This window comes from Pseudarthrobacter oxydans, from assembly GCF_034258515.1.
Classification (GTDB): Bacteria; Actinomycetota; Actinomycetes; order Actinomycetales; family Micrococcaceae; genus Arthrobacter.
Map to the genome: position 1 here is coordinate 4323596 of NZ_CP139438.1, position 24812 is coordinate 4348407.

The 24812-nt window shown below is 67.5% G+C and carries 25 protein-coding genes; 7 read left to right on the top strand and 18 right to left on the bottom strand.

The window, feature by feature from the left end:
• Nucleotides 1-66: 66 nt before the first annotated feature.
• From SMD14_RS19705 to SMD14_RS19715, 3 genes are all read right to left on the bottom strand, one after another.
• Nucleotides 67-1254, bottom strand: a complete 1188-nt coding sequence (locus tag SMD14_RS19705; RefSeq protein ID WP_321214773.1) for a 4-hydroxybenzoate 3-monooxygenase — start codon at nt 1252-1254, stop codon at nt 67-69.
• Nucleotides 1255-1375: 121 nt separating this feature from the next.
• Nucleotides 1376-2119 carry an IclR family transcriptional regulator gene (locus SMD14_RS19710; RefSeq protein WP_321214774.1) on the bottom strand — a complete coding sequence of 248 codons (744 nt, stop codon included), beginning with the start codon at nt 2117-2119 and terminating at the stop codon, nt 1376-1378.
• A gap of 53 nt (nt 2120-2172) precedes the next feature.
• Nucleotides 2173-3261, bottom strand: coding sequence for an FUSC family protein (locus tag SMD14_RS19715; protein WP_321214775.1), 1089 nt, complete (start codon nt 3259-3261; stop codon nt 2173-2175).
• A gap of 165 nt (nt 3262-3426) precedes the next feature.
• On the opposite strand from SMD14_RS19715, the gene SMD14_RS19720 reads away from it, so the two are divergent.
• From SMD14_RS19720 to SMD14_RS19745, 6 genes are all read left to right on the top strand, one after another.
• Nucleotides 3427-4266, top strand: coding sequence for an ACT domain-containing protein (locus tag SMD14_RS19720; protein ID WP_157240282.1), 840 nt, complete (start codon nt 3427-3429; stop codon nt 4264-4266).
• A gap of 316 nt (nt 4267-4582) precedes the next feature.
• Nucleotides 4583-5941, top strand: coding sequence for an MFS transporter (locus tag SMD14_RS19725; RefSeq protein ID WP_321214776.1), 1359 nt, complete (start codon nt 4583-4585; stop codon nt 5939-5941).
• A gap of 80 nt (nt 5942-6021) precedes the next feature.
• On the top strand, nt 6022-6705 hold the full coding sequence (locus SMD14_RS19730) for a GntR family transcriptional regulator (RefSeq protein ID WP_157240280.1): 684 nt from the start codon (nt 6022-6024) through the stop codon (nt 6703-6705).
• Complete coding sequence (locus tag SMD14_RS19735; protein WP_321214777.1) at nt 6702-7490, top strand: aspartate/glutamate racemase family protein; 789 nt, start codon at nt 6702-6704, stop codon at nt 7488-7490. Before SMD14_RS19730 ends, SMD14_RS19735 begins: the two co-directional genes overlap by 4 nt.
• A 27-nt stretch (nt 7491-7517) precedes the next feature.
• Nucleotides 7518-8942 (top strand): amidohydrolase family protein, encoded by a 1425-nt coding sequence (locus tag SMD14_RS19740; protein WP_321214778.1) that lies wholly within the window; start codon nt 7518-7520, stop codon nt 8940-8942.
• A 9-nt stretch (nt 8943-8951) separates the two neighbouring features.
• Complete coding sequence (locus SMD14_RS19745; protein ID WP_321214779.1) at nt 8952-9677, top strand: aspartate/glutamate racemase family protein; 726 nt, start codon at nt 8952-8954, stop codon at nt 9675-9677.
• A 6-nt stretch (nt 9678-9683) separates the two neighbouring features.
• On the opposite strand, the gene SMD14_RS19750 is transcribed toward SMD14_RS19745, so the two are convergent.
• The 6 genes from SMD14_RS19750 to SMD14_RS19775 all read right to left on the bottom strand — a co-directional run bounded on the left by SMD14_RS19750 (nt 9684) and on the right by SMD14_RS19775 (nt 15455).
• Nucleotides 9684-10604 carry a diacylglycerol kinase family protein gene (locus SMD14_RS19750; protein WP_157240275.1) on the bottom strand — a complete coding sequence of 307 codons (921 nt, stop codon included), beginning with the start codon at nt 10602-10604 and terminating at the stop codon, nt 9684-9686.
• A 93-nt stretch (nt 10605-10697) separates the two neighbouring features.
• Nucleotides 10698-12071, bottom strand: a complete 1374-nt coding sequence (locus SMD14_RS19755; protein ID WP_157240273.1) for an NAD(P)(+) transhydrogenase (Re/Si-specific) subunit beta — start codon at nt 12069-12071, stop codon at nt 10698-10700.
• The gene (locus SMD14_RS19760) at nt 12068-12388 is read right to left on the bottom strand and encodes an NAD(P) transhydrogenase subunit alpha (RefSeq protein ID WP_321214780.1); all 321 of its coding nucleotides are present in this window, start codon (nt 12386-12388) and stop codon (nt 12068-12070) included. The genes SMD14_RS19755 and SMD14_RS19760 overlap by 4 nt, the downstream gene beginning before the upstream one ends.
• Nucleotides 12388-13557, bottom strand: coding sequence for a Re/Si-specific NAD(P)(+) transhydrogenase subunit alpha (locus SMD14_RS19765; protein WP_321214781.1), 1170 nt, complete (start codon nt 13555-13557; stop codon nt 12388-12390). The genes SMD14_RS19760 and SMD14_RS19765 overlap by 1 nt, the downstream gene beginning before the upstream one ends.
• A 113-nt stretch (nt 13558-13670) precedes the next feature.
• Complete coding sequence (locus tag SMD14_RS19770; RefSeq protein WP_321214782.1) at nt 13671-14537, bottom strand: IclR family transcriptional regulator C-terminal domain-containing protein; 867 nt, start codon at nt 14535-14537, stop codon at nt 13671-13673.
• An 81-nt stretch (nt 14538-14618) separates the two neighbouring features.
• Nucleotides 14619-15455: a shikimate dehydrogenase gene (locus tag SMD14_RS19775; protein ID WP_321214783.1), complete on the bottom strand. Its 837-nt coding sequence runs from the start codon at nt 15453-15455 to the stop codon at nt 14619-14621.
• Between the two features lie 173 nt (nt 15456-15628).
• Here SMD14_RS19775 and SMD14_RS19780 point away from each other — a divergent pair, with 173 nt between their 5' ends.
• Complete coding sequence (locus tag SMD14_RS19780; RefSeq protein ID WP_321214784.1) at nt 15629-16966, top strand: MFS transporter; 1338 nt, start codon at nt 15629-15631, stop codon at nt 16964-16966.
• Between the two features lie 84 nt (nt 16967-17050).
• Here the strand turns inward: SMD14_RS19780 and SMD14_RS19785 are convergent, their stop codons facing one another.
• The 9 genes from SMD14_RS19785 to pcaH form a co-directional block, all read right to left on the bottom strand.
• The gene (locus SMD14_RS19785; RefSeq protein WP_157240264.1) at nt 17051-17851 is read right to left on the bottom strand and encodes an IclR family transcriptional regulator C-terminal domain-containing protein; all 801 of its coding nucleotides are present in this window, start codon (nt 17849-17851) and stop codon (nt 17051-17053) included.
• Between the two features lie 21 nt (nt 17852-17872).
• Complete coding sequence (locus SMD14_RS19790; protein WP_157240262.1) at nt 17873-18547, bottom strand: 3-oxoacid CoA-transferase subunit B; 675 nt, start codon at nt 18545-18547, stop codon at nt 17873-17875.
• 1 nt (nt 18548) lies between these two features.
• Nucleotides 18549-19244, bottom strand: a complete 696-nt coding sequence (locus tag SMD14_RS19795; protein ID WP_157240261.1) for a 3-oxoacid CoA-transferase subunit A — start codon at nt 19242-19244, stop codon at nt 18549-18551.
• A 4-nt stretch (nt 19245-19248) separates the two neighbouring features.
• Nucleotides 19249-20463: a thiolase family protein gene (locus tag SMD14_RS19800; RefSeq protein WP_321214785.1), complete on the bottom strand. Its 1215-nt coding sequence runs from the start codon at nt 20461-20463 to the stop codon at nt 19249-19251.
• An 87-nt stretch (nt 20464-20550) separates the two neighbouring features.
• Complete coding sequence (pcaC, locus tag SMD14_RS19805) at nt 20551-21057, bottom strand: 4-carboxymuconolactone decarboxylase (protein ID WP_321214786.1); 507 nt, start codon at nt 21055-21057, stop codon at nt 20551-20553.
• Nucleotides 21054-21872, bottom strand: a complete 819-nt coding sequence (locus SMD14_RS19810; protein WP_321214787.1) for an alpha/beta fold hydrolase — start codon at nt 21870-21872, stop codon at nt 21054-21056. Before SMD14_RS19810 ends, pcaC begins: the two co-directional genes overlap by 4 nt.
• Entirely contained in the window at nt 21865-23352 is a 1488-nt protein-coding gene (locus SMD14_RS19815; RefSeq protein WP_321214788.1) for a lyase family protein, read from the bottom strand. The genes SMD14_RS19810 and SMD14_RS19815 overlap by 8 nt, the downstream gene beginning before the upstream one ends.
• A complete protein-coding gene (gene pcaG / locus SMD14_RS19820) occupies nt 23349-23906 on the bottom strand; it encodes a protocatechuate 3,4-dioxygenase subunit alpha (protein WP_321214789.1) in 558 nt (185 codons plus the stop codon). The genes SMD14_RS19815 and pcaG overlap by 4 nt, the downstream gene beginning before the upstream one ends.
• A 4-nt stretch (nt 23907-23910) precedes the next feature.
• Nucleotides 23911-24783: a protocatechuate 3,4-dioxygenase subunit beta gene (gene pcaH / locus SMD14_RS19825; protein ID WP_321214790.1), complete on the bottom strand. Its 873-nt coding sequence runs from the start codon at nt 24781-24783 to the stop codon at nt 23911-23913.
• Between the last annotated feature and the right edge of the window lie 29 nt (nt 24784-24812).

The window sequence follows — 24812 nt, forward strand, 5'->3', positions numbered from 1 at the left end:
CTGCCGCCTGAGGCGGCGCCAGCCCCGCCGTCGTACCTCCACACGAGTACCTCCGCGCGCGTACTTCTAAGGCGTGCCCGGCCAGCCCGTGTAGGCCTCGGCGAGGTAGGCCATGCCGTGCCTGGACGACACCACTGAATTGAGTTCCCCTAGCTGGCGGGCGCGGGAGAAGTCATCCGCATCGGCAGGGGTGTGCAGCATGGTGGTCATCCAGTAGGAGAACTGCTGGGCCTTCCACACCCGCTCCAGGGCACGTTTGCTGTACGTCTCCAGCAGGTGCTCCGAGCCGGAGTTGTAGTGGCTGTCCAGCCCTTCGAAGAGCATCTTGACGTCGTGGATGGCCAGGTTCAGGCCCTTGGCGCCGGTGGGCGGGACCGTGTGGGCGGCATCTCCCGCGAGGAACAGGTTCCCGTAGCGCATGGGCGTGTGGACGAAGCTCCTGAAGGGCAGGACCATCTTGTCGATGACGGGGCCTTCCTTGAGCACGAAGCCGTTGCCGTTGACCCGGCTGCGGAACTCGGCCCAAATCCGTTCGTCATCCCACTCGGCCACGTTCTCCTTGGGGTCGCACTGGAAGTACATCCGCTGGACTGTCTCGGTGCGCTGGCTGATCAGGGCGAAGCCGTTGGCGGAATTGGCATAGATGAGCTCGTCGGCGCTGCGGGGGGCTTCGGCCAGGATGCCGAACCAGGCGAAGGGGTACTCATGGAAGTACCACTTGCGGTGCGCCTCCGGGATCTGGAACCGGCAGTGGCTGCGGGACCCGTCCGCCCCCACCAGGAAGTCGGCCCGGACTTCGTACTCCACGCCCTCGGAGTCCGTGAACCAGACTTTCGGCTTGCCCTCAAGGTCATGCACCGTGGTGTCCGTGACGCTGTAGCGGACGTCGCCGCCGTCGGCTTTCCTGCGGGCGGCGAGGTCCAGGAAAACGTCAGTCTGCGGGTACAGCCACACGGATTCCCCCACCAGATCCTTGAAGTCCACCCGGTGGCTTTCGCCGTTGAAGCGCAGTTCAATGCCGTCGTGCCGGTCGCCGTCGCGCAGGACCCGGTCCGAGACGCCGCTTTCCACCAGCAGGTTGACGGTGCCGTGCTCCAGGATGCCGGCGCGGACGGTCTCGGAGATCTCCTTGTGGCTGCGGACTTCAATGACGGTGGAGTCGATCCCGGCCTTGGCCAGCAGGTGGGACAGCATCAGGCCGGCCGGGCCTGCGCCCATGATGGCCACCTGGGTGGTGATGATTGTTCGTGCCATGGCATTCTCGCTTCGTTGCGGGGCCGGCTGCCGGCCGATGGGTGCTTCTGCCTCCAGTGTGCGCGCCGGCCGGCGCACCGTGATATTCCAATTCCGTTGAACGGAAGGCAGATCTTTCCGGTTACGGTTCCGCAAGCCTCCGCGCAATACCCCGTGCGGCTGTCTGCAGGGCGGGCACCAGGGCTTGCAGACGCATCTCCTGCAAGGGAACCACGACGCCGAGCGAGGCCACCGCGCGCTGGCGCAGGTCCAGTACGGGGACGGCGATGCCCCAGGTATCCGGATCCACAACGCCCTTCAGCTGCGCATAGCCCTGGTGGAACGTTTCGCTGAGCAGCACCCGGACAGCGTCCGTGCCGATCTTCCCGTCGGGGTCCCCAAACTGCTCGAGGTACCGGCTTTGGAGCAGTTTGTCCTGGTGCGCCATCAGCGCCAGGCCCGCGGACGAGGTATGCACGGGCATCCGGCCGGCCACCCGGGCCCGGTTGGCCACAGAGCCGCGGCGGGACAGGCGCTCGACGAAGAGGGCTTCCCAGCCGTCCAGCACCGCCAGGTTCACGTTTTGGTTAAGGACCTGCTGGATGTCCTCCATGAACGGCATGGCCGCTTGGCGCAGGGCAAGGGTTGGGGCGGTGCGGTTGACGAGTTCCCAGAGCCGGAGCCCGGGGCGCACCATGCCTCCAGGAGCGGCCTCCAGCAGACCGTGGCCGGCGAGCTGCCGGACCAGCCGGTGGGTGGTGGTGAGCGGCAAACCCGCGCGTTCAGCGAGTTCCGCCAGCTGCAAAGCGCTGACGTCCTCCGGAAAGGCAGAGATCAGCCGGACGATCCAGTCAACCACCGAGTCACCCGAGGCAGAATTGGCCATCGCACACCCGCGCTTCCGTTGAATGGATGGTTCAAGCCTACCCATGCAGAATCTCAGGCGGGCGGCGCACCCTTGGCAGGCGCCGTCGTCGTCCGTTTCCGGAAGCGGCGCCCGGCTCCGGGGGCAAGCACCACGGCAATGCCGACGACGGCTCCGATGACCGTCTCGATGATGCGGTCGCGGAGGAGGATCCCGGGCGAGGACGGGACCACCAGGAGGGTGGACACCAATGCCAGCGGCGTGACGAATACCTGGGCCAGCAGGTACTGGCGGATGATGAACATTTCAGCCCCGAACTGGCACAGCGCCATGACCAGCACGGTCTGCCACGGCTGAAGCCCCAGCACCAGGATCCCCGCCATCACCACCAGCCCCAGCACGGTGCCGATGATCCTCTGCACGCCGCGGCGGACACGGTGCCGCGTGGTGTGGCCCACCAGCGGAACGACGGCCGCCACCATGGCCCAGTAGTTATGGCCGAACCCGAGGCTGTTGCCGGCCCAGGTGGCCAGCGCACCGGCCAGCCCGGCAGCCACCAGGTAACCGATGCCCTCAAGCCAGGCGGCGCGCTTTTCTTCCGGGGTGCGGCGGATGGGCCGCGGCCGGACCCATGCCGTGCGGTGGCTGGGCAGCACCCGTGAGGAGAAGCCCACCAGCAGGGAAAAGGCCGTGGTGGCGGCAGCAACCAGCATGCCCTCCCACAGCGGCGGCTGGTTGGGGATCGAGGCGATGGCAGCGAAGGCGAAGATGTGGAAGAGGGACCCCGCAGGCCGCAGCCGAAACCAGGAAATGGCCACCGAACAGCCGCCTGCCACCAGCGTGGTGGCCAGGACCAGGAGCCAGGTGGCACCGGCGTCATCCAGTCCCCAGGCCGCACCCGCGCGGGCGGCGAGCGCTGCGAGGAGGATAACCAGCAGCATGAGCGACCCCGCCCGCAGCTGCAGGGCAAAACGGGTGCCGTGGGGTTCGCCGCGGCCGTAAATCCCGGTGAAGGCACCGAAGGACGCGAAGATGGCCAAATCCAGCCGGCCCAGCAGCACCAGGGAGAAGAGCGGAACGAAGACGCCCACCGCGCACCTCAGGGCCGGGTGGTGGTCCTTGTTGCCGGGAGCGATGCTGAACATTTCAGCGAGCAGCTTCACGTGGAATAGCGCCTTTCCTGCGGGACAGGGTGCCTGGGAGGCCCGGTTTCCGGTTTGACGGGGCGGCTGCGCTGACGTTCCTCCAGAATCCTACGCCCGGCGCGCGTCGCGAGATCGGAACAGCCGGGCAACACCCGCGAAACAGCGCCGCGCAATCCTTGGACCATGAAGCCCAGCGCAAGGACCACTCCCGAGGCTGAACTGAGCTGCGAGGTCTGCGGCCTGATGCCGGAACCCACCCGGACGCGCCTGACCTTGGCCAACGTGGCCGTGATGCTTCCGATCGAACTCCTGGTCCACGCCCTGGTGGTGGGCACCGAGCTCCCCTACCTGGCCAAGGTCCTCGTGTTGACCGTCACCGCCACCGTCCTGGTCATCTGGGTGGCGGAACCCTCCGCGGCGCGGGTGCTCCGCGGCTGGCTGCATGCTCCGGCCCTGCGGCAGCGGCGGCGGCTGGCTGTGGCGCCGGCGTTGTGGCGGGCCCGCACCGTCCTGCGGGACGAGCCGGGATCGCTGCAGAAGGTGACCAAGGCCCTGGCCCGCCTGGACACGAACATCCTGAGCATCCACGTGCACCCCGTGGCCGGCGGCGTGCTGGACGAGTTTGTCCTGTCGACGCCCGGTGATGTGGACGAACACCAGCTGCTCGAGGCGCTGCAGCAGGCCGGCGGCACCCGGTCCCGCGCCTGGCCCACCACAGCCCTGGCCATGGCGGACGGCCAGACGAAGGCGCTCAGCCTCGCGGCGCGGATCGCCGACGCGCCGGATGAACTGCCGCTTGCCGTGGCCGAACTGCTGCGGGCACGGATTCTTTCCCCGGCCGAGGCGCGCCTGGAAAGGCACGACGCCGGAACGCGGCTCAAGATTCCTACGGCCTGGCACGGCCCCATCACCTTTGTGCGTCCCGGGGAGCCGTTCACCCCGGCGGAATCGGCCCGCGCCCACCGCCTGGCCGAGCTGGCCGAAATCCTGGCCCACCGTCCGGCCCCGGGCCTCCCCAACTAGGTAGCGCTAAGTGTCGTTATGACCCTCCAAAACGACACTTAGCGCTACTCAGTTGGGGTTCGCGGCAGTCACAAAGCGGTTTTTCGAGCTGCAACGGTCCCGCACGGAAAAAAGCCTTGACAGTGGTCCCGGTCACTTCTACCTTTGATTTTGGGATCCCAAATTGGGATCCCAAAAATAGCAAAGAGCAGGTATGCGCTCCGGATCGCCCACCCTCTCGTTTGCCCTCCACCCGCAGGCCGGGCCCCTCGAGTGCCGGCCGCGCCCGCCCGTTCGTTCCTCCCCTATCCGCAAACTTCCCCGTGAAGGAGAAGCCGTGTCTTTCCCGAATACTGAAACAGCCGCCGCTGACGGCAGCCTGGATTCCGCCACCGCAGGTGAACCACAGAAGGACGGGGTGCAACGACGCACCGCTGTCCGCTGGAAGCTCTTCCTGCTGCTGCTGGTCCTGGTCGCAGTCAACTACATCGACCGCGGTTCCATTTCCGTTGCGCTCCCGATCATCCAGAAAGAATTCAACCTTGCCCCGGAACTCGTGGGCCTCCTGCTTTCCGCCTTCTTCTGGACATACGCCCTGATGCAGATTCCCGTTGGCTGGCTCATCGACAAATTCGGACCCCGCAAGGTCATGACGGCGTCCTGCGTCGGCTGGGGTGCGGCCACTGCTGCCTCCGGCATGGCCGGCGGTTTCCTCAGCATGTTCATTGCCCGCATGGGCATCGGGGTCACCGAGGCCGGGGTCATGCCTGCCGGCGGCAAACTGAACGCCATCTGGATGCACAAATCCGAGCGTGGCCGCGGCGCAACCATCCTGGACGCGGGTGCACCCCTGGGCGCCGGCCTTGGCGGCATCATCATCGCGGGGCTGATCGCGTCAACGGGCAGCTGGCGCATGGCCTTCGTCATCGCCGGTGCTGCAACTGTCCTCATGGGCCTCGCCGTCTGGTGGTACGTCCGCGACAACCCCCGTGACCACCGCGGCGTCAACGAGGCAGAAGCGGCGTACATCGAGGCTTCCCACGCAGCAGAGGACGCCGAGGCAAAGCTCGACGGCAGCCAGGGCAAGCGCGCCCTGCTCCCCTACCTGCGGTTCCGTTCCTTCTGGGCCATGTGCTTCGGCTGGCTGGGCTTCAACGGCGTGTTCTACGGCCTGCTGACCTGGGGACCGCTCTACCTCGCCCAGGCCAAGGGGTTTGACCTCAAGACCATCGGCTGGTCCACTTTCGTGATCTTCGGAGCAGGGTTCGTGGGCGAAATCATTGGCGGCACCATCGCCGACAAGTGGCGTGCCTCCGGCGCCTCAGCCAACCGTGTGATGCGCACCCTGCTGGGCATCTCCAGCGCCGTGGTTATCGGCGGCCTCATCGGTGTCACGGTGGTCCCGGATTCCACAACCGCTGTAGTGCTGTTGTCGATGGTGATGTTCTTCCTGCGGTGGGTGGGCCTCTTCTGGAGCATCCCGTCCATCCTGGGCGGGCGTACCAATGCCGGCGTGCTGGGCGGTGCCATGAACTTCAGCGGCAACATCTCCGGCTTCGTCACTCCCATCGCCGTAGGCCTGATCGTCGGGGCCACCGGTTCCTACACCTGGGCACTGCTCTACTTCGTAGGCTCCGCGATCGTGATGGGCGCCTCCGTCCTGACCCTGAACTACAACAAGCGGCTTCCTGTCTAAGCTAGCCATCCAAGGCAACATTCCATCCACGCCCCCGCTGCCGGGAGCAAACGCCACACGAAGAATCCGAATGGAGCACCATGCTTACCGCAGAAGATACCCAGGACAAGGAACGCCCGCTGCGCGAGGCCGTCCGGGATACCCTCCGCACCCGGATTTTCGAAGGACACTACGCTCCCGGCACGCGGCTGGTGGAACGGGACCTGGCGGCGGAATTCGCCGTCTCCAGGCTGCCCGTGCGGGAAGCACTCCGCATGCTCCGCCAGGAGGGCCTCATCAGCGACCGCGGTGCACGGGGCGCAGAAGTCAGCACCCTGAGCCCCAAGGACGTAGAGGACCTCTTTGACGTCCGGCAGTCCCTTGAAGTGCTGGCATGCCGGCTTGCCGCCGTGCGGGCAACCCAGGAGGACCTGGCATATTTGAAGGGCCTGCTCGACGACGCCGAGGGTTTCCTCGCGAAGGGCGCCGTCCGCGAAGCCCACCGTGCCAACAGCGAATTCCACGACGCCATCACCCGCATTGCGGACAACAACTTCCTCAAGTCAGCGCTTGAACCGCTCCAGGGGCGCATGCACTGGCTGTTCCGGCACGTCAGCGACCTGCCCGAACTCATCCAGGAACACCGCGCCCTGTATGCCGCGATCGCCAGCGGAGACCCGGACACGGCCGCGGCCCAGTCCGCCTCACACATCGGCAAGTACCGCGAGCAGTTCCCGGAGGACTTCCAGAAAACAGAACCCCAACTTCACCGGAAGAAAAAATGAGACTCCTCGTCATCAACCCCAACATCAGCGACGATGTCACTGCCCTGATCGAATCCGAAGCCGTGCGGTCTGCTGCACCGGGCACCGAACTGGTGGTCCGTACCGCCGGCCATGGCGTGGAATACATCGAGACCCGCTTCGAATCCCTCATCGCCGCCGGCGCTGTCGCCGAAATCATCGCCGAACATACCCGGGCCGGCGCCGATCCCGTGGACGGAGTGGTGGTGGCTGCGTTCGGCGATCCCGGCATGCCTGCCCTCAAGGAACTGGCCAACGTGCCGGTGATCGGCATCACCGAAGCCGCGCTCTGCGCCGCCGCCCTGCAGGGACACCGGTTTTCCATCATTGCCATCTCGGACCGGATCAAGCCCTGGTACCGCGACTGCGTGGAACGGTTCGGCCTCCTCGGAAGGCTCGCTTCCATCCGATCCATCAACGAAACACTCAACAGCATCGGCTCAGTCCAACAGGACTTCAAGGAGACCCTCCTGGCACTGAGCCGGCAGGCCGTCGCGGAGGACGGAGCCGACGTCGTTATCCTGGCCGGGGCTCCCCTCGCAGGACTGGCCCGGGAACTCGAGGGGGAGATTCCCGTGCCTGTTGTTGACGGCATTTCCGCCGGAATCCGGATGGCGGAGGCCGTGGTGGGGCTCCAGTCCGGTCCGCACCGCGCAGGCGCCTTCGCCCCGCCACCGCCAAAGGACCGCAGGGGGCTCAGTGAAAACCTCGACGCCGCCCTCTCCGCAGCCCGGAACAGCGCCGCTCCGGCGGTACCAGCCACTTAGACCGCTTTCATCAGAAGAAGGACACCGATGTCCCCCCAGCCAGACCTTGTCATTGCCAACGCCACCGTCGTCAACAGTTTCGGACGCCGGATCGCCCATATCGTTGTCCGGGACGGTGTGATCACGCAACTCCTCGACGCCACTGAACCCGCGCCCCGGGCCGTGCGGACCATCGACGCCACCGGGATGCTGGTCATCCCCGGCGGCGTGGACGGACACTGCCACGTGGCCCAGGTGACCGGGCGCTTCCGCACCCTGGACGACTACCGCACCACGTCCACCGCGGCCCTCTGGGGCGGCACCACCACCATCATCGACTTCGGCATTCCCCGGGACGCCCAGGAAACGCCGCTCGCAGCCGTGCTTCACAAGAAGGAGCTGGCCACCGAGTCCCGGTGCGACGTCGCCCTCCACGGCGCTGTCATCAGCTGGGACGAAACCGTGCCGTGGCAGCTCGAACAGCTCGCCGCGGAGGGTGTGCGCTCCGTGAAGATGTACACCACGAACCGCGGCACCACCATGGCGGACGGGGACACTATCCTCAAGGTCATGCGTGAGATGGTCCGGTTGGACGGACTCACGTATATCCATGCCGAACATGATCCGATCATCAGCGACTGCACGGAACAACACGCACAGGACGGCAGGATCGGCATAGGGCACCTGCACCGGACCCGGCCCGGACTTGCCGAGGAAGTGTCTGTCAAGGAAACGCTCGCCATGGCGGAATACACCTCCGCTCCCGTGTACTTTGTCCACCAGTCAACGCCGGGGGCGGTGGACCTGGTAACCGAAGCACGCGCACGCGGACTGGCGGCCTTCTCCGAGACCTGCCCCCACTACGTCACCCTCGATGACTCCGTATACGCCTCAAGGTTTCCGGAGTGGTACGCGTGTTGCCCGCCCATGCGCGATGCCGAAACAGTGGCCGCGCTGAAGGAGCGGCTGACCTCAGGGGCGATCCACGCCATGTCCTCGGACCACTCCTGCTACGACCTGTCCCAGAAACGCGAGCGCACCGACGACGTCCGGGCCATGCCGCACGGCCTGCCGGGCGTGGAGACGCGCATGCCTGTCACCTTCACCGCCATGACCTCCGCCGGCGCCAGCGTGGAGGACTTCGTGGAGGTATTTTCCGCCGGTCCTGCCCGGATTAACGCCGTTCCCGGCAAGGGCCGCATCGAGGAAGGGTTTGACGCCGACCTGGTGGTTTTCGACCCGGCCGAGGAGCGTTCCGTCGACGGCGGCGCCCTGCACATGGGGACGGACTTCTCCCCCTTCCACGGGATGGCACTGACCGGCTGGCCCGCCGTCGTTGTGTCCCACGGCCGCGTGGTGCTGGATTCCGATGGATTCCATGATCCCGGCGCTGCCGGACGCTTCGTCGCCCGCAACGGCTTCCGCCACCACCAGCCCGCCATCCCCGCCGGCGTTGCCGCCGCAGCCCTCTAGGAGCCCCCCATGCCTTCAACCACGCGCCCGCACAGGATCGGCATGATCGTGCCGTCCTCCAACACCTGCCTGGAACCGCAGACCTACCGTATCCTCGGTGACCGGACTGACGTCACCGTCCATTTCACGCGCATCCCCGTCACCAGGATCGCACTGGACGACTCCTCGGACCGGCAGTTTGATCCCGCCGTGATGCGGGAGGCTGCCAGGCTGCTGGCGACGGCGGACGTGGACGTTATCGCCTGGAACGGCACCTCCGGCTCCTGGCTGGGCTCGGCCCACGACCAGGAACTCGTGCACGAAATCACCGACGCCACCGGCATCCCTGCCACCACGTCCACCCTGGCCTACCTCGAGGCCTTCCGGAGCTTCGGTACGGAACGGATAGCGCTGTTCACGCCCTATACGGAGGACGTGAACCACCAGGTGATCGCCTCCTACGAGCGGGAAGGCATCAAGACGGTGGACCACCGCGCCCTGGGCCTGAGCGACAATGAGTCCTTCGCCCGGGTAACCGATGACGAAATGCGGCCCGGTTCCCTGGAACTCGCTTCGACCGTGCCGGACGCCCTTGTCTACCTGTGCACCAACCTCTACGGTGCCAACATCACGGCCGGGATCGAGGAAGGCACCGGCGTGCCCGTGCTGGATTCCGTGGCAGTGACCCTCTGGCACGCCCTCAGGCTCGCCGGCGCACCGCTGCTTGACCCGCGGTGGGGGAAACTCCTGGCCTAGCGACGGCTACATCCGGACGGTCAAAGCCGACGGGTCCATGGTCATCAGGACGTGCTTGCCCTGGCCTTCGTGGTCGCCGTCCAGCTGGTAGTCGTCGTTGTGCTCCAGGGTGATCTCAACGGTCTTGCCCTGGTAGTACTCCACCGCGGTGTCCTTGCCCCGGCCCTTGCCGATCATCCCCGCAACCACGGACAGCCAGCCCAGCTTTCCGTGGTGCGGGGCCAGCACGGCAACGTCCAGCAGGCCATCGTCCATCTTGGCCTCCGGGAAGATCTCCAGGCCGCCCTGGACCTTGCCGCAGTTGCCCACCATGACGCTGCGGACCCCGCGGTGCACGGCAGTCTTGCCGTCAATCACGATGGTGGCCTTCACCGGTTTGCCCGGGAGGTTGCGGATGCCGGCGTCCACGTAGGCCAGCCAGCCCACCTTGTCCTTCAGGTCCTCGTTGGTGTCGGCCATGATGGTGGCGTCGTATCCCACCCCGGCCATGACCAGGAACAGCTGCTCCTTGTCGGGATCGCTCCGGCGGGCGCGGACGACGTCGATCTTCCGCTCGGTTCCGATCAGGGCACCGGCCATGGCGCCGTCGTAGTCCGTGACATCCATTCCCAGGTTGCGGGCCAGGAGGTTCCCCGTGCCGAGCGGGAGCAGGCCCATCGGGACGTCGCCCCCGGAGAGGACCTCGGCGACGCACCGGACGGTTCCGTCGCCGCCTGCCGCGATGACAATGTCCGCGCCCTGGGCAAGTGCGTCCTTGGCCTGCCCGACGCCGGGATCCTCCTTGGTGGTTTCGAACCACAGCGGCTCGCCCCAGCCGTTTTCCACACAGTGCTTGGCCACCAGGCCGCGCACGTCGATGTCCACGGGCTTGGCTGGATTGACGATGATTGCAGCGCGCTGGAGTGAAGTGGAGCTGTTGGCAGTCATGGCGTCCTTTGGTGGCGAATGGAAAGGCTACTTCTGAAAGAAGACTAGCCTGCCCCGCGAGGGGTTCGAAGCGGGCAGGCAGCAGGCAGGAAGCTACAGCGCCTTGACCGCCCCGAGCACCTGCGCCAGTGAATCCTTTGCGTCGCCGAACAGCAGGGAGGTCTGGGGCTCGTAGAGGAGGTCATTCTCGATCCCGGCGAAACCCGGCCGCATGGACCGCTTGAGGAAGATCACCTGCCGGGCGTCGGCCACTTCCAGGATGGGCATGCCGTAGATGGGCGAGCCCTGGGACGTCTTGGCCGCGGGGTTCACGACGTCGTTCGCTCCCACCACCAGGGCAACATCCGCGGTTTTGAACTGCGGGTTGATCTCGCCCATTTCCTTCAGCGACTCGTACGGCACGTTCGCCTCGGCCAGGAGCACGTTCATGTGACCGGGCATCCGGCCTGCCACGGGATGGATGGCGAAGTCCACCTCGATGCCCCGCCCTTCAAGGGCCAGCGCCAGTTCGGCGGCCGTGTGCTGGCCCTGCGCCACCGCCAGGCCATAGCCCGGAACAATGATCACCCGCTGCGCGTAGCCCAGGAGCACCGCCACGTCCTCCGCGCTGGAGGACCGCACCGGACGCTCGCTCACGGCGGTGGATCCCGCCGTCGAACCTCCCCGGAAGGCACCGAACAGGATGCCGGCCACGCTCCGTCCCATGGCAGCCGCCATGGCCCGGGTAAGGATGGTGCCGGAGGCGCCCACCAGCGTGCCGGCCACCACCAGGAGCACGTTCCCCAGCACCACGCCGGACGCCGCCACGGCCAGGCCCGTAAAGGCGTTCAGCAGCGAGATGACGATCGGGACGTCGGCCCCGCCCACGGGCAGCACCAGCAGGATGCCCGCCGCCAGGCCGAGGACCAGCAGCAGCGCCGCGAGCGGGAGGGAACCGCTGAAAACGACGGCGGCCGCGGCCGCGACGGCGGCGAGCAGCACCGCGGCCATCACCACGGGGAGGCCCGGGAACAGCACCGGCCTCGTTGTCATGAGTTCCTGCAGCTTCGCGAACGTGACCCCCGAGCCCGCGAAGGACACGGCGCCCACCAGGAGCGTGAAGACAATCGCCAGCCGCATCCAGGGGTCGCCGGCATGGCTGAGTTCCAGGAGCGCCACCAGCGCCGCCGCGCCGCCGCCCACGCCGTTGAAAAGCGCTACGAGCTGCGGCATCTGCGTCATTTTGACCCGGCGCGCCACAGGGGCCGCCACCGCTGAGCCCACGGCTATGGCCGCAAGGATCCAGGGGATGTTCTCCAGCCTGGCGGACAGGAACACCGTGACGACGGCGATCAGGGCGCCGGCAGCACCCACCAGGTTGCCGCGGCGGGCCGTCCGCGGGGAGCTGAGCCCGCGCAGCGCCAGGATGAAGAAGACGGCGGCAATGAGGTACAGGAGCGAGGTCCACACGGGATCGAGGATGCTCATCTGCCGTCCACCTTCCCCGCCGCCCCTTTTATGCCCGCCGGTTTCTTTGCGTGGAACATGTGCAGCATCCGGTCGGTCACCACGAAACCGCCCACCAGGTTGGCGGTGGCAAGGACGACGGCGAGGAGGGCCACCGCGAGCACCCACGGGTCCGCTGCCTGGCCGGCCACAATGATGGCGCCCACCAGGATGATCCCGTGGATGGCGTTGGCGCCGGACATCAGGGGCGTGTGCAGGGTGCTGGAGACCTTCGAAACCACCTCGAAGCCGACGAACACCGCCAGCACCGTGATGGTCAGCAGGCTGATCCCGTCCATCAGAGCACCCCTTCCCGCCGGCTGCCGGCCCGCTCCGCCAGGAGTTGCGCCGTCGGCTGGTGCTGCACTTCCCCGTCATGGGTCAGGCAGGCGCCCGCCAGCACTTCGTCCTTGAAGTCGTGGACCAGGGCGCCGTCCCGGACCATGAGCGCAATCAGGTTGGCAACGTTCTTCGCGTAGAGGCGGGAAGCATCCGAAGCCATGGCCGAGGGGGCATCCTTCAGGCCCACCAGCGTGACGAAGCCGGAGCCGTCCGCCGTGGGCACCGGGATGTCCTGGCCGGGTACCACGCCTTCGACGTTGCCGCCGGACTCTGCGGCGAGGTCGACGACGACGGATCCGGCCCGCATGCCCTGCACCATTTCGGTGGTGACCAGGAGCGGGGCACGCCTGCCCGGGACGGCCGCCGTCGTAATCAGCACGTCCGCCTGGGCCACATGCGGGGCGAGCAGCTGGCGCTGCCGGGTGCCGGCGTCGGAACTGAGCTGGCGGGCGTAACCCCCGGCAGCCTCGCCTGCTTCCAGGTCCAGCCGGACGAAGGTGCCGCCCATGGATGCCACCTCGTCCGCGGAGGCCGGGCGGATGTCGTTGGCGAAGACGCGCGCACCCAGGCGTTTTGCGGTGCCGATGGCCTGGAGGCCCGCCACGCCGGCGCCGAGCACCAGGACACGGGCGGGCGGAACGGTCCCGGCGGCGGTCATGTATAGCGGAAAAAACCTGGGCAGCCGGATGGCCGCTTCCAGGACGCACCGATAGCCGGCCACCAGGGCCTGGGAGCTGAGGGCGTCCATGGACTGGGCCCGGGAGATGCGGGGCACCAGTTCCAGGGCAAAGGCGGTCACCCCGGCCTCGGCGAGCGCTTCAACCGTTGGGAGTTCGGACGACGGCGATGCGAGCCCCACCGTAACGGCTCCCCTTTTCAGGGAGCGGGCGGTTTCCGGGTCCAGGGGCCGGACGTGGGCCAGGACATCCAGTTGGGCCAGGTCGAGTTCACGGACGAGGTGCACACCGGCCTGGGTGTATGCCAGGTCCGGATACCCTGCCGCCGCACCGGCATCTTCCTCCAGGAGTACCTCGACGCCGAGCGCCGCCAGTTGCTTCACCGTTTCCGGTGTGGCCGCCACACGCCGTTCACCCTCCCGGCGTTCCCGCGGTATGCCCAGTTTCACCCGCCAACTCCCCTCGCTGCAGTAGCTCGCGGCAGGGCCTCACGGGTGGCGCCCGACCGGCTGACCGGCGGGAACGTCGCGGAGCGGCTCTGCTGCACGTAGTTGGCTAGAGTCTATGGCTCAAGCCGCGGCGGCGGGAGTGGCCTGCCGGGCGTTGCGGTAACGATTCGCCTGTCAGGCCGCCCAGGGCCTGGGTGCGGGGACTCGTGCGCCGTGCCGGGCCCGCCAAAGTCGAGGGCAATCCGCCGAGCCGTCTCCATGAGTCGGGGGACGACGGTCTTTTCGACTTCGGCGGCGGAGGCCCGGTGGGTCTGCAGCGACACGTTGGCTGCGGCAACAATGTCGTTGCCGCGCCAGACAGGTACGGCCACGCCCCGCAGGCCCTCCTCCAGCTCCTCGGACACCATGGACCAGCCCCTGTCCCGGGCTGCCTCAACTTCGGCACGGAGGTGCTCCACGCTGGCGACCGAACGGTGGGTATAGCGGTGCAGCTGGACCGCTTCGAGGTACCGCTGGAACTCAGGCTCCGGCAGTCCGCCAAGGAGGACCCTGCCCATGGAGGTTGCCCAGGCCGGGAACCGGGTGCCCACGGTGATGGTGACGCTCAGCAGCCGAGGCGACGGCACGCAGGCAACGTAGACGACGTCGGCACCCTCCAGGATGCACAAAGCCGTTGTTTCGTTCAGGTCGGCGGCCAGATTCTTGAGGTGGGGCTCAGCCACACCGGGGAGCGTCAGGCCGGCCAGGTAGGACCTGCCCACATCCAGCGAGCGGGCGGTCAGCTCATAGGCGGGACCGTCGGCGCGGAGGTACCCGAGGTCAGTCAGGGTCATGAGGAAGCGCCGCGCGGAGGCCCGTGTCATGTCGGTGCGGGCAGCAACCTGGGAGACGGTGAGCCGCGGATGGTCCGGCGTGAAGGCGAGCAGGACGTCAAAGGCCTTCTCAACCGACTTCACAAAGTAGGTGGCCTGCTCTTCCATGACCTGTGCCGTTCCTCCCTGGCCGCCCTGGCTCGCCCCTGTGGGCCGGTGGCCCGGGCCAGGCCTGTTAGATCATATCCTTCAGTGGGCGTCCCTTAGCTGCTCCAGCGTTTCCGCAAGCAGGGAATTGGCCCGCCCGCCAAGGCCCAGGAGGGGAACCATCGCGACGGCCTGCTCACGCAGGTGGTCCCAGCCGTCCACCACCCGTGCGCCGAGTTCACGGGCGCGGGCAATAGTTCCCGTGACGTGGCCGGCGTAGACGAAGTCGTAGACCAGGGCATCGGCAGCGAGCGGTCCCTCGCCCCATACGGGCCGGTCGGACCTGCCTTTACCGATGGGCGTGGCGTTGACAATGAGGGAGGCTTCCGCGGCCAGGCCCGGCGCCTGCTCCCAGCCGACGCTGCGGGCATCCATCCCGAACTCCCCGGCAAGGCTGGACAGTTCCTCCGTGGCACGGGGATCCCGGTCGGTAATGGTCACCGTGCCGGCCTGCCCCCGGAGTGCGATCAAAGCCGCCCTGGCCGCTCCTCCGGCCCCCAACAGGAGGGCATGCCGCTGGGGCCCGCTGCCCAGAAGAGCCCGCACCGCCGTGACGTCGGTGTTGTGGCCGAACAGCGCAGTCCCCTTCCGCAGCAGCATGTTGCAGGCACCGCTTAGTCGGACTTCTTCCGTGGCCTCGTCGGCGGCTTCAGCTGCCCAGTGCTTGTGGGGCATGGTCACGTTCGCGGCGATGATGTCCGGTTCCCGCAGACGGTTCCGCACTCGGTCCATGCCGCCCTGCGGTGGCACGTCCCAGGCTTCGTACGCCCAGGGGATGCCGAGCCGGCGGAGCACGGGATTCCATACCCGGGGCGACATTGCCTCTGAGGCAGCGGAGCCGATCAGGAACAACCGGGCCGGTGGCGTGGGGTCTTCCATGTGATGCCTTTCGTGTCCGTGTCATCGCGCTGCCGGGAGGGGCTGCGGGCGGAGGCGTTGTGATCGGCCTCACCACCTAGTATGCTCTTATAAAACGCATTGCGCACATATGTTCGATATGCGTACAAAATCCACGATAAACCCAACGCCTTCAGCGTGGAAGGATCACCGGAATGACGAACATCGCAGCAGGCACCGAGGCCCAGACACCTGCCGAGGCCGAACGGCAGCTCAAGCGCGCCAGGAAAGCCGCCTTGGCCGCGTTCCTTGGCGGGGCACTCGAGTATTACGACTTCTTTATCTACGCGACCGCAGCGTCGCTGATCTTCTCCAAGATCTTCTTTCCCACTGGAGACCCCACGGTGGCGCTCATCGCGTCGTTTGCCACCTTCGGCGTCGCCTATGTCGCCCGGCCCTTCGGTGCTGTCGTCTTCGGCCATCTGGGCGACAAAATCGGCCGCAAGAACACACTGGTCCTGACCCTCGTGCTCATGGGCGCTGCCACCTTCCTCATTGGGATCCTGCCGGACTTCAATAGCGCCGGCTACTGGGCACCCGCGCTGCTGGTTCTGCTCCGGCTGATGCAAGGACTCTCAGCAGGAGCGGAAACCGCCGGCGCATCTGCCCTCTCCACCGAGGAAGCTCCCGAAGGCCGTCGCGGATTCTTCGCCAGCTTCGCCATGAGCGGCATCTCCGCCGGCATCGTCCTGGCATCCCTGGCCTTCCTTCCCGTGGCCGCCATGAGCGAGGCCGACCGCCTCGCCTGGGGCTGGCGAATCCCCTTCTGGGGATCCATCATCGTGCTGATCGTCGCGTACCTGGTCCGCCGCTCGCTGGAGGAACCTGAAGTCTTTGAGGAAAAGCACGACCACGGCGAACTGGTGAAGCTCCCTTTCGCCAAGATGTTCAAGACCCACCCGGCCCAGTTCTTCCAGGTGGCCCTGATGTCCTTCGAAACCGTCACGAACACGTTCATGCAGTCCTTCGGCCTCGCCTACGCCGTCACCGTGGGCGTCCCGGCATCCACCATGCTCTGGGTCAGCATCCTCGGAAACGTCCTGGCCATCGGCACGCAGCCGCTCATGGCCCATTTCTCGGACCGGTTCGGCCGGCGTCCGGTGTTCATCGCCGGCGTCCTGGGCTCCGGAGCCATGATCTTCGTCTACTTCTCGGTGATTTCCACCGGAAACATCCCGATGATCTTCCTGACCAGCACGCTGATCACGGCCGGCACGTACGCCATGTCCAACGCGATCTACCCTGCTTGGTTCTCCGAGCTCTTCAATGTCAAGGTCCGGTATTCCGGCATGGCCATCGGGCTGCAGATCGGTATTCTGTGCGCCGGCTTCACCCCGCTGCTGGGCACGGCCCTGGTGGGCGCGGACAAGGCCAACTGGGGTCCCGCCGCGTGGATCGTGGCAGGCTCCTCCGTCCTCGCGGTAGCCGGTGCCCTGTGGGCCCGCGAAACGAGCAAAACCCCGCTGCGGCAGCTGGGCAACCACGTACGGTAAGTGCCGGGCAACAAAAAGGAAGAGGCCGACGGCGGGAAGCACCCGCCGTCGGCCTCTTCCAGTTTGAGGACGGAAGGGGCGTGGTCAGCCCCGGGCCGTGAGGTCGGCCGAGATCAGCTTTGCGGTGGCGACGATTTCCTCGGCAACCGATGAAAGGTAGGCGTCAGGGTCCGGCTTGGCAGCCACGGACTGGGCCTGCAGGGACACGTTCACTGCCGCCACCACCTTGGATCCGTCGTAGACCGGCGCGGCCACGGACATCAGGCCAAGTTCGAGTTCCTGGTCCAGCAGGCACCAGCCCTGGGCCCGGACCGTGTCCAGGACAGCCAGGAGCTCTTTGACGCTCCCCAACGCGCGTGGGGTCAGCGGCTTGATGTCGGCGGCGGAAAGGTACGCCTTGAGGTCGGCAGGGGACAGCGCGGCCAGCAGCACCCTCCCCATGGAGGTGGCATAGGCGGGGAAACGGGTGCCCACGGTGATGCCTATGGTCATGATGCGACGCGTCGTCACGCGCGCGACGTACGCGATGTCGGTGCCGTCCAGCACGGCGGCGGAGGTGGACTCACCAAGCTTCAGCGACAGTTCCTCAAGGTGCGGCTGGGCCAGCTGCGGCAGTGACAATCCGGACAGGTACGCGTACCCCAGCTGGAGCACCTTGGCCGTGAGCGCGAACGTCTTGCCGTCGGTCCTGACATAGCCCAGCTCCACCAGGGTGTGCAGGAACCGCCGCGCAGTGGCGCGGGTGAGGCCGGTCCGGGCAGCCACCGCGGTGAGGGTCATGACCGGATGCTCCGTATCAAACGCGCGGATCACCGCGAGCCCGCGGGCCAGGGACTGGACATACTGGTCACTGGCCTGCGGGGCCCCCGCTGCTGCGTCGGTCATGGTAACCAATCCTAGGGGCCTTTACGCTGCCGCCGCGGCCCTCAGCGGGACGGGGACCAGCTCCTGCAACTCCTCGAGGGTGCAGCCGAAGGTTTCGCGGACGGTGACCCCGTCGGGGCCGGTGAGGAAGACGGCTTTATCTGTGTAGACGCGGGTGACGCAGCCGACGCCGGTGAGCGGGTAGGTGCAGGACTCCACGATCTTGGAGGCACCTTCGCGGGTCAGCAGGGTCATCATCACGAACACGTCTTTGGCGCCGGTGGCGAGGTCCATGGCGCCGCCGACGGCGGGGATCGCACCGGGCGCCCCGGTGTGCCAGTTCGCCAGGTCACCGGTGGCGGAGACCTGGAACGCGCCCAGGACACAGATGTCCAGGTGTCCGCCGCGCATGATCGCGAACGAGTCCGCGTGGTGGAAGTACGAGGCGCCCGGGAGTTCGGTGACCGGGATCTTGCCGGCGTTGATGAGGTCCTCGTCGATCTCGTCGCCCTTGGCTTCGGGCCCCATGCCGAGCATCCCGTTCTCCGTGTGGAGCGTGATGTTCTGTTCCCCGGTGAGGTAGTTGGATACCAGGGTGGGCTGGCCGATGCCCAGGTTCACGAACGATCCCGGGGCGATGTCCCTGGCCACGAGCCGGGCGAGGTCGTCCCGGCCCAGGGGTGTGGCGGAGGTCTGGAGGGTTGTTGCGGTGCTCATCTCAAGCGACCTTTCCTGCAGGGGAGGCGGTACTGGCCGCGGGCACGCGGACCACAGTATTGACGTAAATGCCGGGGGTCACCACGTTTTCCGGGTCCAGTCCCCCGACGGGGACGATCTCGGAGACCTGGACTATGGTCTGCCTGGCCGCGGCGGCCATGATCGGACCGAAGTTCCGGGCCGTCTTGCGGTACACAAGGTTGCCCTTGCCGTCGGCCTTCAGTGCCTTGATCAGGGCGACGTCGGCGTGGATAGGTGTTTCGAACACCTGGCCGCGGCCGTCGATGATGCGGGTTTCCTTGCCCTCGGCCAGCATCGTGCCGTACCCGGTGGGGGTGAAGAACCCGCCGATCCCGGCCCCGGCGGCCCGGATCCGCTCGGCCAGGTTGCCCTGCGGCACGAGTTCGAGTTCGATCTCGCCGGCCTTGTACTTGGCGTCAAAGTGCCAGGAATCGGACTGCCGCGGGAAGGAACAGATCATCTTCTTCACCCGGCCCTCCTTGATCAGCAGCGCCAGGCCCTGATCGCCCTGGCCGGCGTTGTTGTTGACCACGGTCAGGTCCGTGGCGCCGCAGTCCAGCAACGCGTCAATAAGTTCGAACGGCTGGCCGGCGTTGCCGAACCCGCCGATCATTACGGTGGAACCGTCCTTGATGCCGGACACGGCCTCCCGGACAGAATCTACAAAAGTCAGCATGCGCTTATGCCTTTCCTGTGCTGGTGCCTGCGGAGGAGGTCACGTTTTCGAGGACCACGGCCAGGCCCTGGCCCACGCCGATGCAGATCGCGGCCACGCCCCAGCGTTCCCCGGAGGCCTGCAGGCTCCGGGCGAGGGTGCCCAGGATCCGGGTTCCGGACGCACCCAGCGGGTGGCCCATCGCGATCGCGCCGCCGTGCCGGTTCACGATTTCGTGGTCGATCCCCCAGGCGTTGATGCACGCCAGGGACTGCGCGGCGAACGCTTCGTTAAGTTCGACGGCGCCCACTTGGTCCCAGCCGATCCCCGCCTTGGCAAGGGCCTTGTTCGCCGCCTCCACCGGGGCGTACCCGAAGTACTGCGGATCGTTCGCGTGCGCGCCGCGGCCCGCGATCCGGGCCAAAGGGTCCAGCCCCAGCAGCCCGGCGGCGGCCTCGCTCCCCACCCAGGCCGCGGAGGCGCCGTCGGACAACGGCGAAGCATTCCCCGCGGTGACCGTGCCGTCCTCGGTCCGGAACACCGTCTTCAACCCGGCCAGCTTCTCCGCCGACGAGCCGGGGCGGATGCCCTCATCCCGCACCAGGTCCGTGCCCGGAACCGGTGCCACCAGGTTGTCGTAGAACCCCTCGTCCCAGGCAGCGGCGGAGAGGTTGTGCGAGTTCGCGGCGAACTCGTCCTGCGCTTCGCGGGTCACCCCGTACTTCTCGCGCAGCCGTTCCGTGGCCTCGCCCAGGGAGATGGTCCACTCCCTGGGCATGGCCTTGTTCACCAGCCGCCAGCCCAGGGTGGTGGAGGCCAGGGTCATGTCCCCGGCCGGGTAGGGCTTCTCCGTCTTGGGCAGCACCCACGGCGCCCGGGACATCGATTCGGCGCCGCCCACCAGCAACAGGTCGGCATCACCGGCGTTGACCTGGCGGGAGGCGATAATCGCGGCGTCGAGTGAGGACCCGCAGAGCCGGTTGACCGTGGTGCCCGGGATGGACACCGGCAGCCCCGCGAGCAGGGTGCCCATCCGGGCGATGTTCCGGTTCTCCTCGCCGGCGCCGTTCGCGTTGCCGAACACCACCTCATCAATCCGCTCCGGATCAAGCCCCGGGGCCCGCTTCACGGATTCCTTAATGACGTGCGCGGCAAGGTCATCCGGGCGGACGGCGGCAAGGCCGGACCCGAATTTTCCGAACGGGGTGCGCACGGCGTCGTACACAAAAGCCTGGTTCATAACTCGTTCCTCTGGTTTGCGTCTGGGTTTCCCAACTAGGTAGCGCTAAGTGTCGTTTTCGGGGGTCAAAACGACACTTCGCGCTACCTAGTTGGGTTGGGGTTCGTCGGTGTGTGTGTTGTCCGTTGCAGCGTTGTCTATTGCGGCGTTGTCCAGTGCGGCGTTGTCCATTGCATGGAAGACCTCTTGGGCTGTCTTGAAGGCCGTGTTCGCCGAGGGGACGCCACAGTAAATGGCCGTCTGGAGCAGGATTTCCTTGATCTCGTCCCTGCTGAGGCCGTTCCGGACGGCGGCCCGGATGTGCATGGCCAGCTCTTCCCAGTGCCCGTGCGCCACCATCGCGGTGATGGTCACGGCGGAGCGCATCTGGCGGGACAGGCCGGGCCGGGTCCAGATGCCGCCCCACGCGATCCGCGTGATCATGTCCTGGAAGTCCTCGGTGAACTCGTCCTTGTTGGCGTTGGCCCGGTCCACGTGCGCATCGCCCAGGACCTCGCGGCGGACAACCATGCCGCCGTCGTAAATGTCCCGGCTGGTGGCGTCCGGCTGGACCACGCCGTGACGCTCCGCGCCCGCCTGTTCGAAGCCGCTCATGCGCCTGCTCCCCGCGATTCTGCCCAGGAGATGAGGCTGCGCATCAGGTCTGCCACGTGGGCAGGCGCCTCGGCGGGGGCCAGGTGCGCCACGCCCTCCAGCGTGACAGCCGTGGCAGTGCCGCCGCCGGCGGTGATGCCTGCGGCCACTTCCTCCGCGGACGACGGCGGGGCCACCCCGTCCAGCGCGCCGGCTATGACCTGGGTTGGCACCCGGATGCTGCCCAGTTCGTCACGTACGTCAAAAGCCGCGAGCGCCTCGCAGCAGAACGCATAGCTGAAGCGGTCGGCGTCGCGCAGGGCGTGCAGGAGCCGGCTGCTGAGCTCGGGCTCGCGCTCCATGAAGCCCGGCGCGAACCAGCGCTGGGCCGAGCCCTGGATCATCACCGGCGTGCCCTGGCTGCGCACGGTTTCGGCGCGCTCGAGCCACCCCTCCGGGGTGCCCAGCTTCGCGCCGCTGCACTGCACGGACAGGCTCTTGAGCCGTTCCCCGTGCTTGATGCCCAGCTGCAGGCCGGTGGCGCCGCCCAGCGAGACGCCGGCGTAGTGAAAGGATGCGCCGGGGGCGATGGAATCAACGAGGTCCACCACGGCGTCAGCCAGCGCGCCGACGTCGAACGTTTCGGTGGCGGCGGGCGAGACGCCGTGGCCGGGCAGGTCCCAGGCCACCACGTCATAGTCGTTCCCCAGCAAGGAAGCGGTGCGGTTCCAAAGAATGGTGGACGTGCCCAGTGACGGACCGGCCACCACCAACGGATGGTCTCCGAGGGGTCGCTGGGGGGACAGCAGCGCTGCCTTCAGGGCTGGCTTAGCCACGGGAAGCTCCATTCGGTTCGGTGTCTGCAGGTGGATTGGCGGCAAAGTCCGGATACGCGGCCAGGATCCGCCGCGCGATTTCCGGGGCCTCGCCGAGATAGCTGGCGGGGTTGAGGATTTCCTCCAGCTGAAGGTCGCTCAGGACCCCGGCGGGGACCGCCTCGCGGAGCAGCTTGCGGTACGTGGCGGCCTGCTCCGCGGGCGGGGCCTGGAGCGTCCGGTCCACCACGGCCTGGAGCTGCTGCTTTCCGCTGAGCCCGCCCTTGTCCGGAAGCAGCGGGGCAACAGCCGCACCCACGCCTTCAGCCAAAAGCAGCGGCCCGGCGAGGTCCAGGTTCCGGCGCATGGCGTCCGGGAACACCTGGAGGCCCTCGGCCAGTTCGCGGACGTGGCCGGCGGCCCCGAGGGACAGGGCCAGGAGCTGCCGAAGGGCGGGCCACTCGGTGTGCCACGCGGCGTCCGGGCGTTCGTCGTTGAAGTTGGCGGCGGCCAGGTGCAGCTGGGCGGCCAGGGCCGGGGCCTGCAGCGCGGCGCTGCGGACCAGCACGGACAACACGGGGTTCTGTTTCTGCGGCATGGCGGAAGAGACGCCCCGGCCGGCGGCCCGCGGCTCAGCCAGCTCGCCGACCTCGGGACGGCTCAGGAACAGGACATCCGCCGCGATCTTGCCGAAGGCGTCCATCACTGCGGCCAGGGCGTTGCCCAGCGACGTCACGGCCATCCGGTTGGTGTGCCACGGTGCAGGGGCCGCGGCCAGGCCGAGCTGGGAGGCCAGGGCATCGGCGAGCCCGAAGGGGGTGGCAGCTGAACCGCGGGTCAGTACAGTGGCAGCCGCGAGGGTGCCCGCCGCGCCGCCGAACTGGGCCGGGAAGTCCAGGCCCGCCAGTGGCCGGCCTGCGGCAGCCGTGCCCTGGAACCACTGTGCCGCCCGCAGTCCGAACGTGAAGGGCAGGGAATGCTGCGTCAGGCTCCTGCCCACGCACAACGTATCCGCATGCCGTTCCGCCAGGGCCGCGAGCGCCGCCGTCGTGCGTTTCAGGTCACCCAGCAGCGCCTCCACGGTGTTGCGGGCCACCAGCATCAGCGCCGTGTCCAGGACGTCCTGGCTGGTCAGGGAGGTGTGCACCGCTTTCCCCGCCCCAAGATTGGCGACATCCAGCGCGGCAACCTGCTTCCGCAAGTCGGCAAGCAGCGGGATGACCGGGTTGCCGCCGCCCTGGGCACGCCGGGCGATGGCGGCCACGCTGTACCGGCCGGGTTCCGCGGCAGCGGACACGACGGCGGCGGCACCGGCAGGTGCCAGGCCCGCCTTCTCCAGCACGGCGGCCCAGCCGGACTCGACGGCGAGGATCGCTGCCAGGACTGCGCGGTCCCCGGTCAGCGCCGCCACAAGGGGCGACGCCGAGACGGGGCTCAGCAGTCCGGCGTCGCCCTCTCCTCCGAAGACGGCCGTATCTCCCAGGCCGGCGGCTCCGGTCACTGGAAGTCCAGGAAGACGGTCTCGCCCTCACCCTGCAGGCGGATGTCCCAGGTGAGGCCGCCGTCGGCGTCGCGGCGGGCGATGAGTGTCTTGCGGCGCTCCGGATCCAGGGAGCTGAGCAGGGGGTCGTTGGCCAGGGCCCCGGTGTCTTCCGGCAGGTAGATGCGGGTGAACAGCCGGTTGGTCAGGCCGCGGGCGAAGAGCGCCACGGAGATGAACGGTGCCGCGCCCGGCTTGGTGGGGCCTGGGTTGACCGTGGTGAAGGTGAAGACGCCGGAGTTCCCCACGGCGCCGCGGCCCCACCCGGTGAAGGTGTAGCCGTCGCGGACCAGGGAGCCGGTCTTCTGGACCACGTTGCCCTGGGCGTCGGGCTGCCAGATTTCCAGGATGGCGTCGGGGATGGTGTGTCCGGCGCCGTCGTACACCGTGCCCTGGAGCCGGATGGAGCCGGGTGAACCCGGGGCCAGGAGCTCGTTGTCCTTCTCGAAAGGCAGGGCGTAGCCGTAGAAGGGGCCAACGGTCTGGCCTGGGGTGGGAACAAGTTTGGTGCTCATTTTCCTACTCCTCGTCACCTTCTGCGCCGAGCGCCTCGTTTTCGGTCCAGGTGCGCTTGGGCCCGGTCAGGACAATGTCCCAGTTGTAGCCCAGGGCCCACTCCGGCTCGGTGAGGCTGTGGTCGTACGTGGCCACCAGCCGGTCGCGGGCATCCTGGTCCACGATGGTCTGGTAGATCGGGTCCAGCGGGAAGAGCTGGTCACCGGGGAAGTACATCTGGGTGATGATGCGCTGGGTGAACTCCGTGCCGAACAGGGAGAAGTGGATGTGCGCCGGGCGCCAGGCGTTCAGGTGGTTCTTCCACGGGTAGGCGCCGGGCTTGATGGTGATGAACCGGTAGGAGCCGTCCGGGCCGGTGATGCAGCGGCCGATGCCCGTGAAGTTGGGATCGATCGGCGCGGGGTGCTGGTCACGCTTGTGGATGTAGCGGCCGGAGGAGTTGGCCTGCCAGATCTCCACCAGCTGGCCGGCCACCGGGCGGCCGTCGCCGTCCAGGACCCGGCCGGACACGATGATGCGCTCACCCTGCGGCTCGCCGTTGTGCTGGATGGTCAGGTCCGATTCCAGTGCATGGACGTCCTGGTGCCCGAAGGCCGGGGAGTACAGCTCGATGGTCTCCGGGTCCGCATGCTGCAGGCTCTTGGTGGGATGCCGCAGGATGCTGGAGCGGTAGGGCGGGTAGTCCAGCCGGGGCTGGGTCTCGGCGGGCGCACCGTCTTTGAGGGCCCGGGCATAGGCCTCGCCCAGGGCACTGATCTCCGCATTGAGGTCAGCCTGGGTTTCGATGGCGAGGTCCAGGGGCAGGTGGGCTGCCTTGGGCTCGGCGGGCGGCACAGACTCGTCCGTTTCAAGCTCGGCGTTGATGTCTTCCGGCACGGCTGGCTCCTTTCTGGTTTTCGGTTTGG

What these genes read in the sequence shown, in the direction of transcription:
- SMD14_RS19705 (WP_321214773.1), bottom strand. Translation starts at nt 1,254, where the DNA reads ATGGCACGAACAATCATCACCACCCAGGTGGCCATCATGGGCGCAGGC.
- SMD14_RS19710 (WP_321214774.1), bottom strand. Translation starts at nt 2,119, where the DNA reads ATGGCCAATTCTGCCTCGGGTGACTCGGTGGTTGACTGGATCGTCCGG.
- SMD14_RS19720 (WP_157240282.1), top strand. Translation starts at nt 3,427, where the DNA reads ATGAAGCCCAGCGCAAGGACCACTCCCGAGGCTGAACTGAGCTGCGAG.
- SMD14_RS19730 (WP_157240280.1), top strand. Translation starts at nt 6,022, where the DNA reads ATGCTTACCGCAGAAGATACCCAGGACAAGGAACGCCCGCTGCGCGAG.
- SMD14_RS19735 (WP_321214777.1), top strand. Translation starts at nt 6,702, where the DNA reads ATGAGACTCCTCGTCATCAACCCCAACATCAGCGACGATGTCACTGCC.
- SMD14_RS19740 (WP_321214778.1), top strand. Translation starts at nt 7,518, where the DNA reads ATGTCCCCCCAGCCAGACCTTGTCATTGCCAACGCCACCGTCGTCAAC.
- SMD14_RS19745 (WP_321214779.1), top strand. Translation starts at nt 8,952, where the DNA reads ATGCCTTCAACCACGCGCCCGCACAGGATCGGCATGATCGTGCCGTCC.
- SMD14_RS19750 (WP_157240275.1), bottom strand. Translation starts at nt 10,604, where the DNA reads ATGACTGCCAACAGCTCCACTTCACTCCAGCGCGCTGCAATCATCGTC.
- SMD14_RS19755 (WP_157240273.1), bottom strand. Translation starts at nt 12,071, where the DNA reads ATGAGCATCCTCGATCCCGTGTGGACCTCGCTCCTGTACCTCATTGCC.
- SMD14_RS19760 (WP_321214780.1), bottom strand. Translation starts at nt 12,388, where the DNA reads ATGGACGGGATCAGCCTGCTGACCATCACGGTGCTGGCGGTGTTCGTC.
- SMD14_RS19770 (WP_321214782.1), bottom strand. Translation starts at nt 14,537, where the DNA reads ATGGAAGAGCAGGCCACCTACTTTGTGAAGTCGGTTGAGAAGGCCTTT.
- SMD14_RS19775 (WP_321214783.1), bottom strand. Translation starts at nt 15,455, where the DNA reads ATGGAAGACCCCACGCCACCGGCCCGGTTGTTCCTGATCGGCTCCGCT.
- SMD14_RS19780 (WP_321214784.1), top strand. Translation starts at nt 15,629, where the DNA reads ATGACGAACATCGCAGCAGGCACCGAGGCCCAGACACCTGCCGAGGCC.
- SMD14_RS19785 (WP_157240264.1), bottom strand. Translation starts at nt 17,851, where the DNA reads ATGACCGACGCAGCAGCGGGGGCCCCGCAGGCCAGTGACCAGTATGTC.
- SMD14_RS19790 (WP_157240262.1), bottom strand. Translation starts at nt 18,547, where the DNA reads ATGAGCACCGCAACAACCCTCCAGACCTCCGCCACACCCCTGGGCCGG.
- SMD14_RS19795 (WP_157240261.1), bottom strand. Translation starts at nt 19,244, where the DNA reads ATGCTGACTTTTGTAGATTCTGTCCGGGAGGCCGTGTCCGGCATCAAG.
- SMD14_RS19800 (WP_321214785.1), bottom strand. Translation starts at nt 20,463, where the DNA reads ATGAACCAGGCTTTTGTGTACGACGCCGTGCGCACCCCGTTCGGAAAA.
- pcaC (WP_321214786.1), bottom strand. Translation starts at nt 21,057, where the DNA reads ATGAGCGGCTTCGAACAGGCGGGCGCGGAGCGTCACGGCGTGGTCCAG.
- pcaG (WP_321214789.1), bottom strand. Translation starts at nt 23,906, where the DNA reads ATGAGCACCAAACTTGTTCCCACCCCAGGCCAGACCGTTGGCCCCTTC.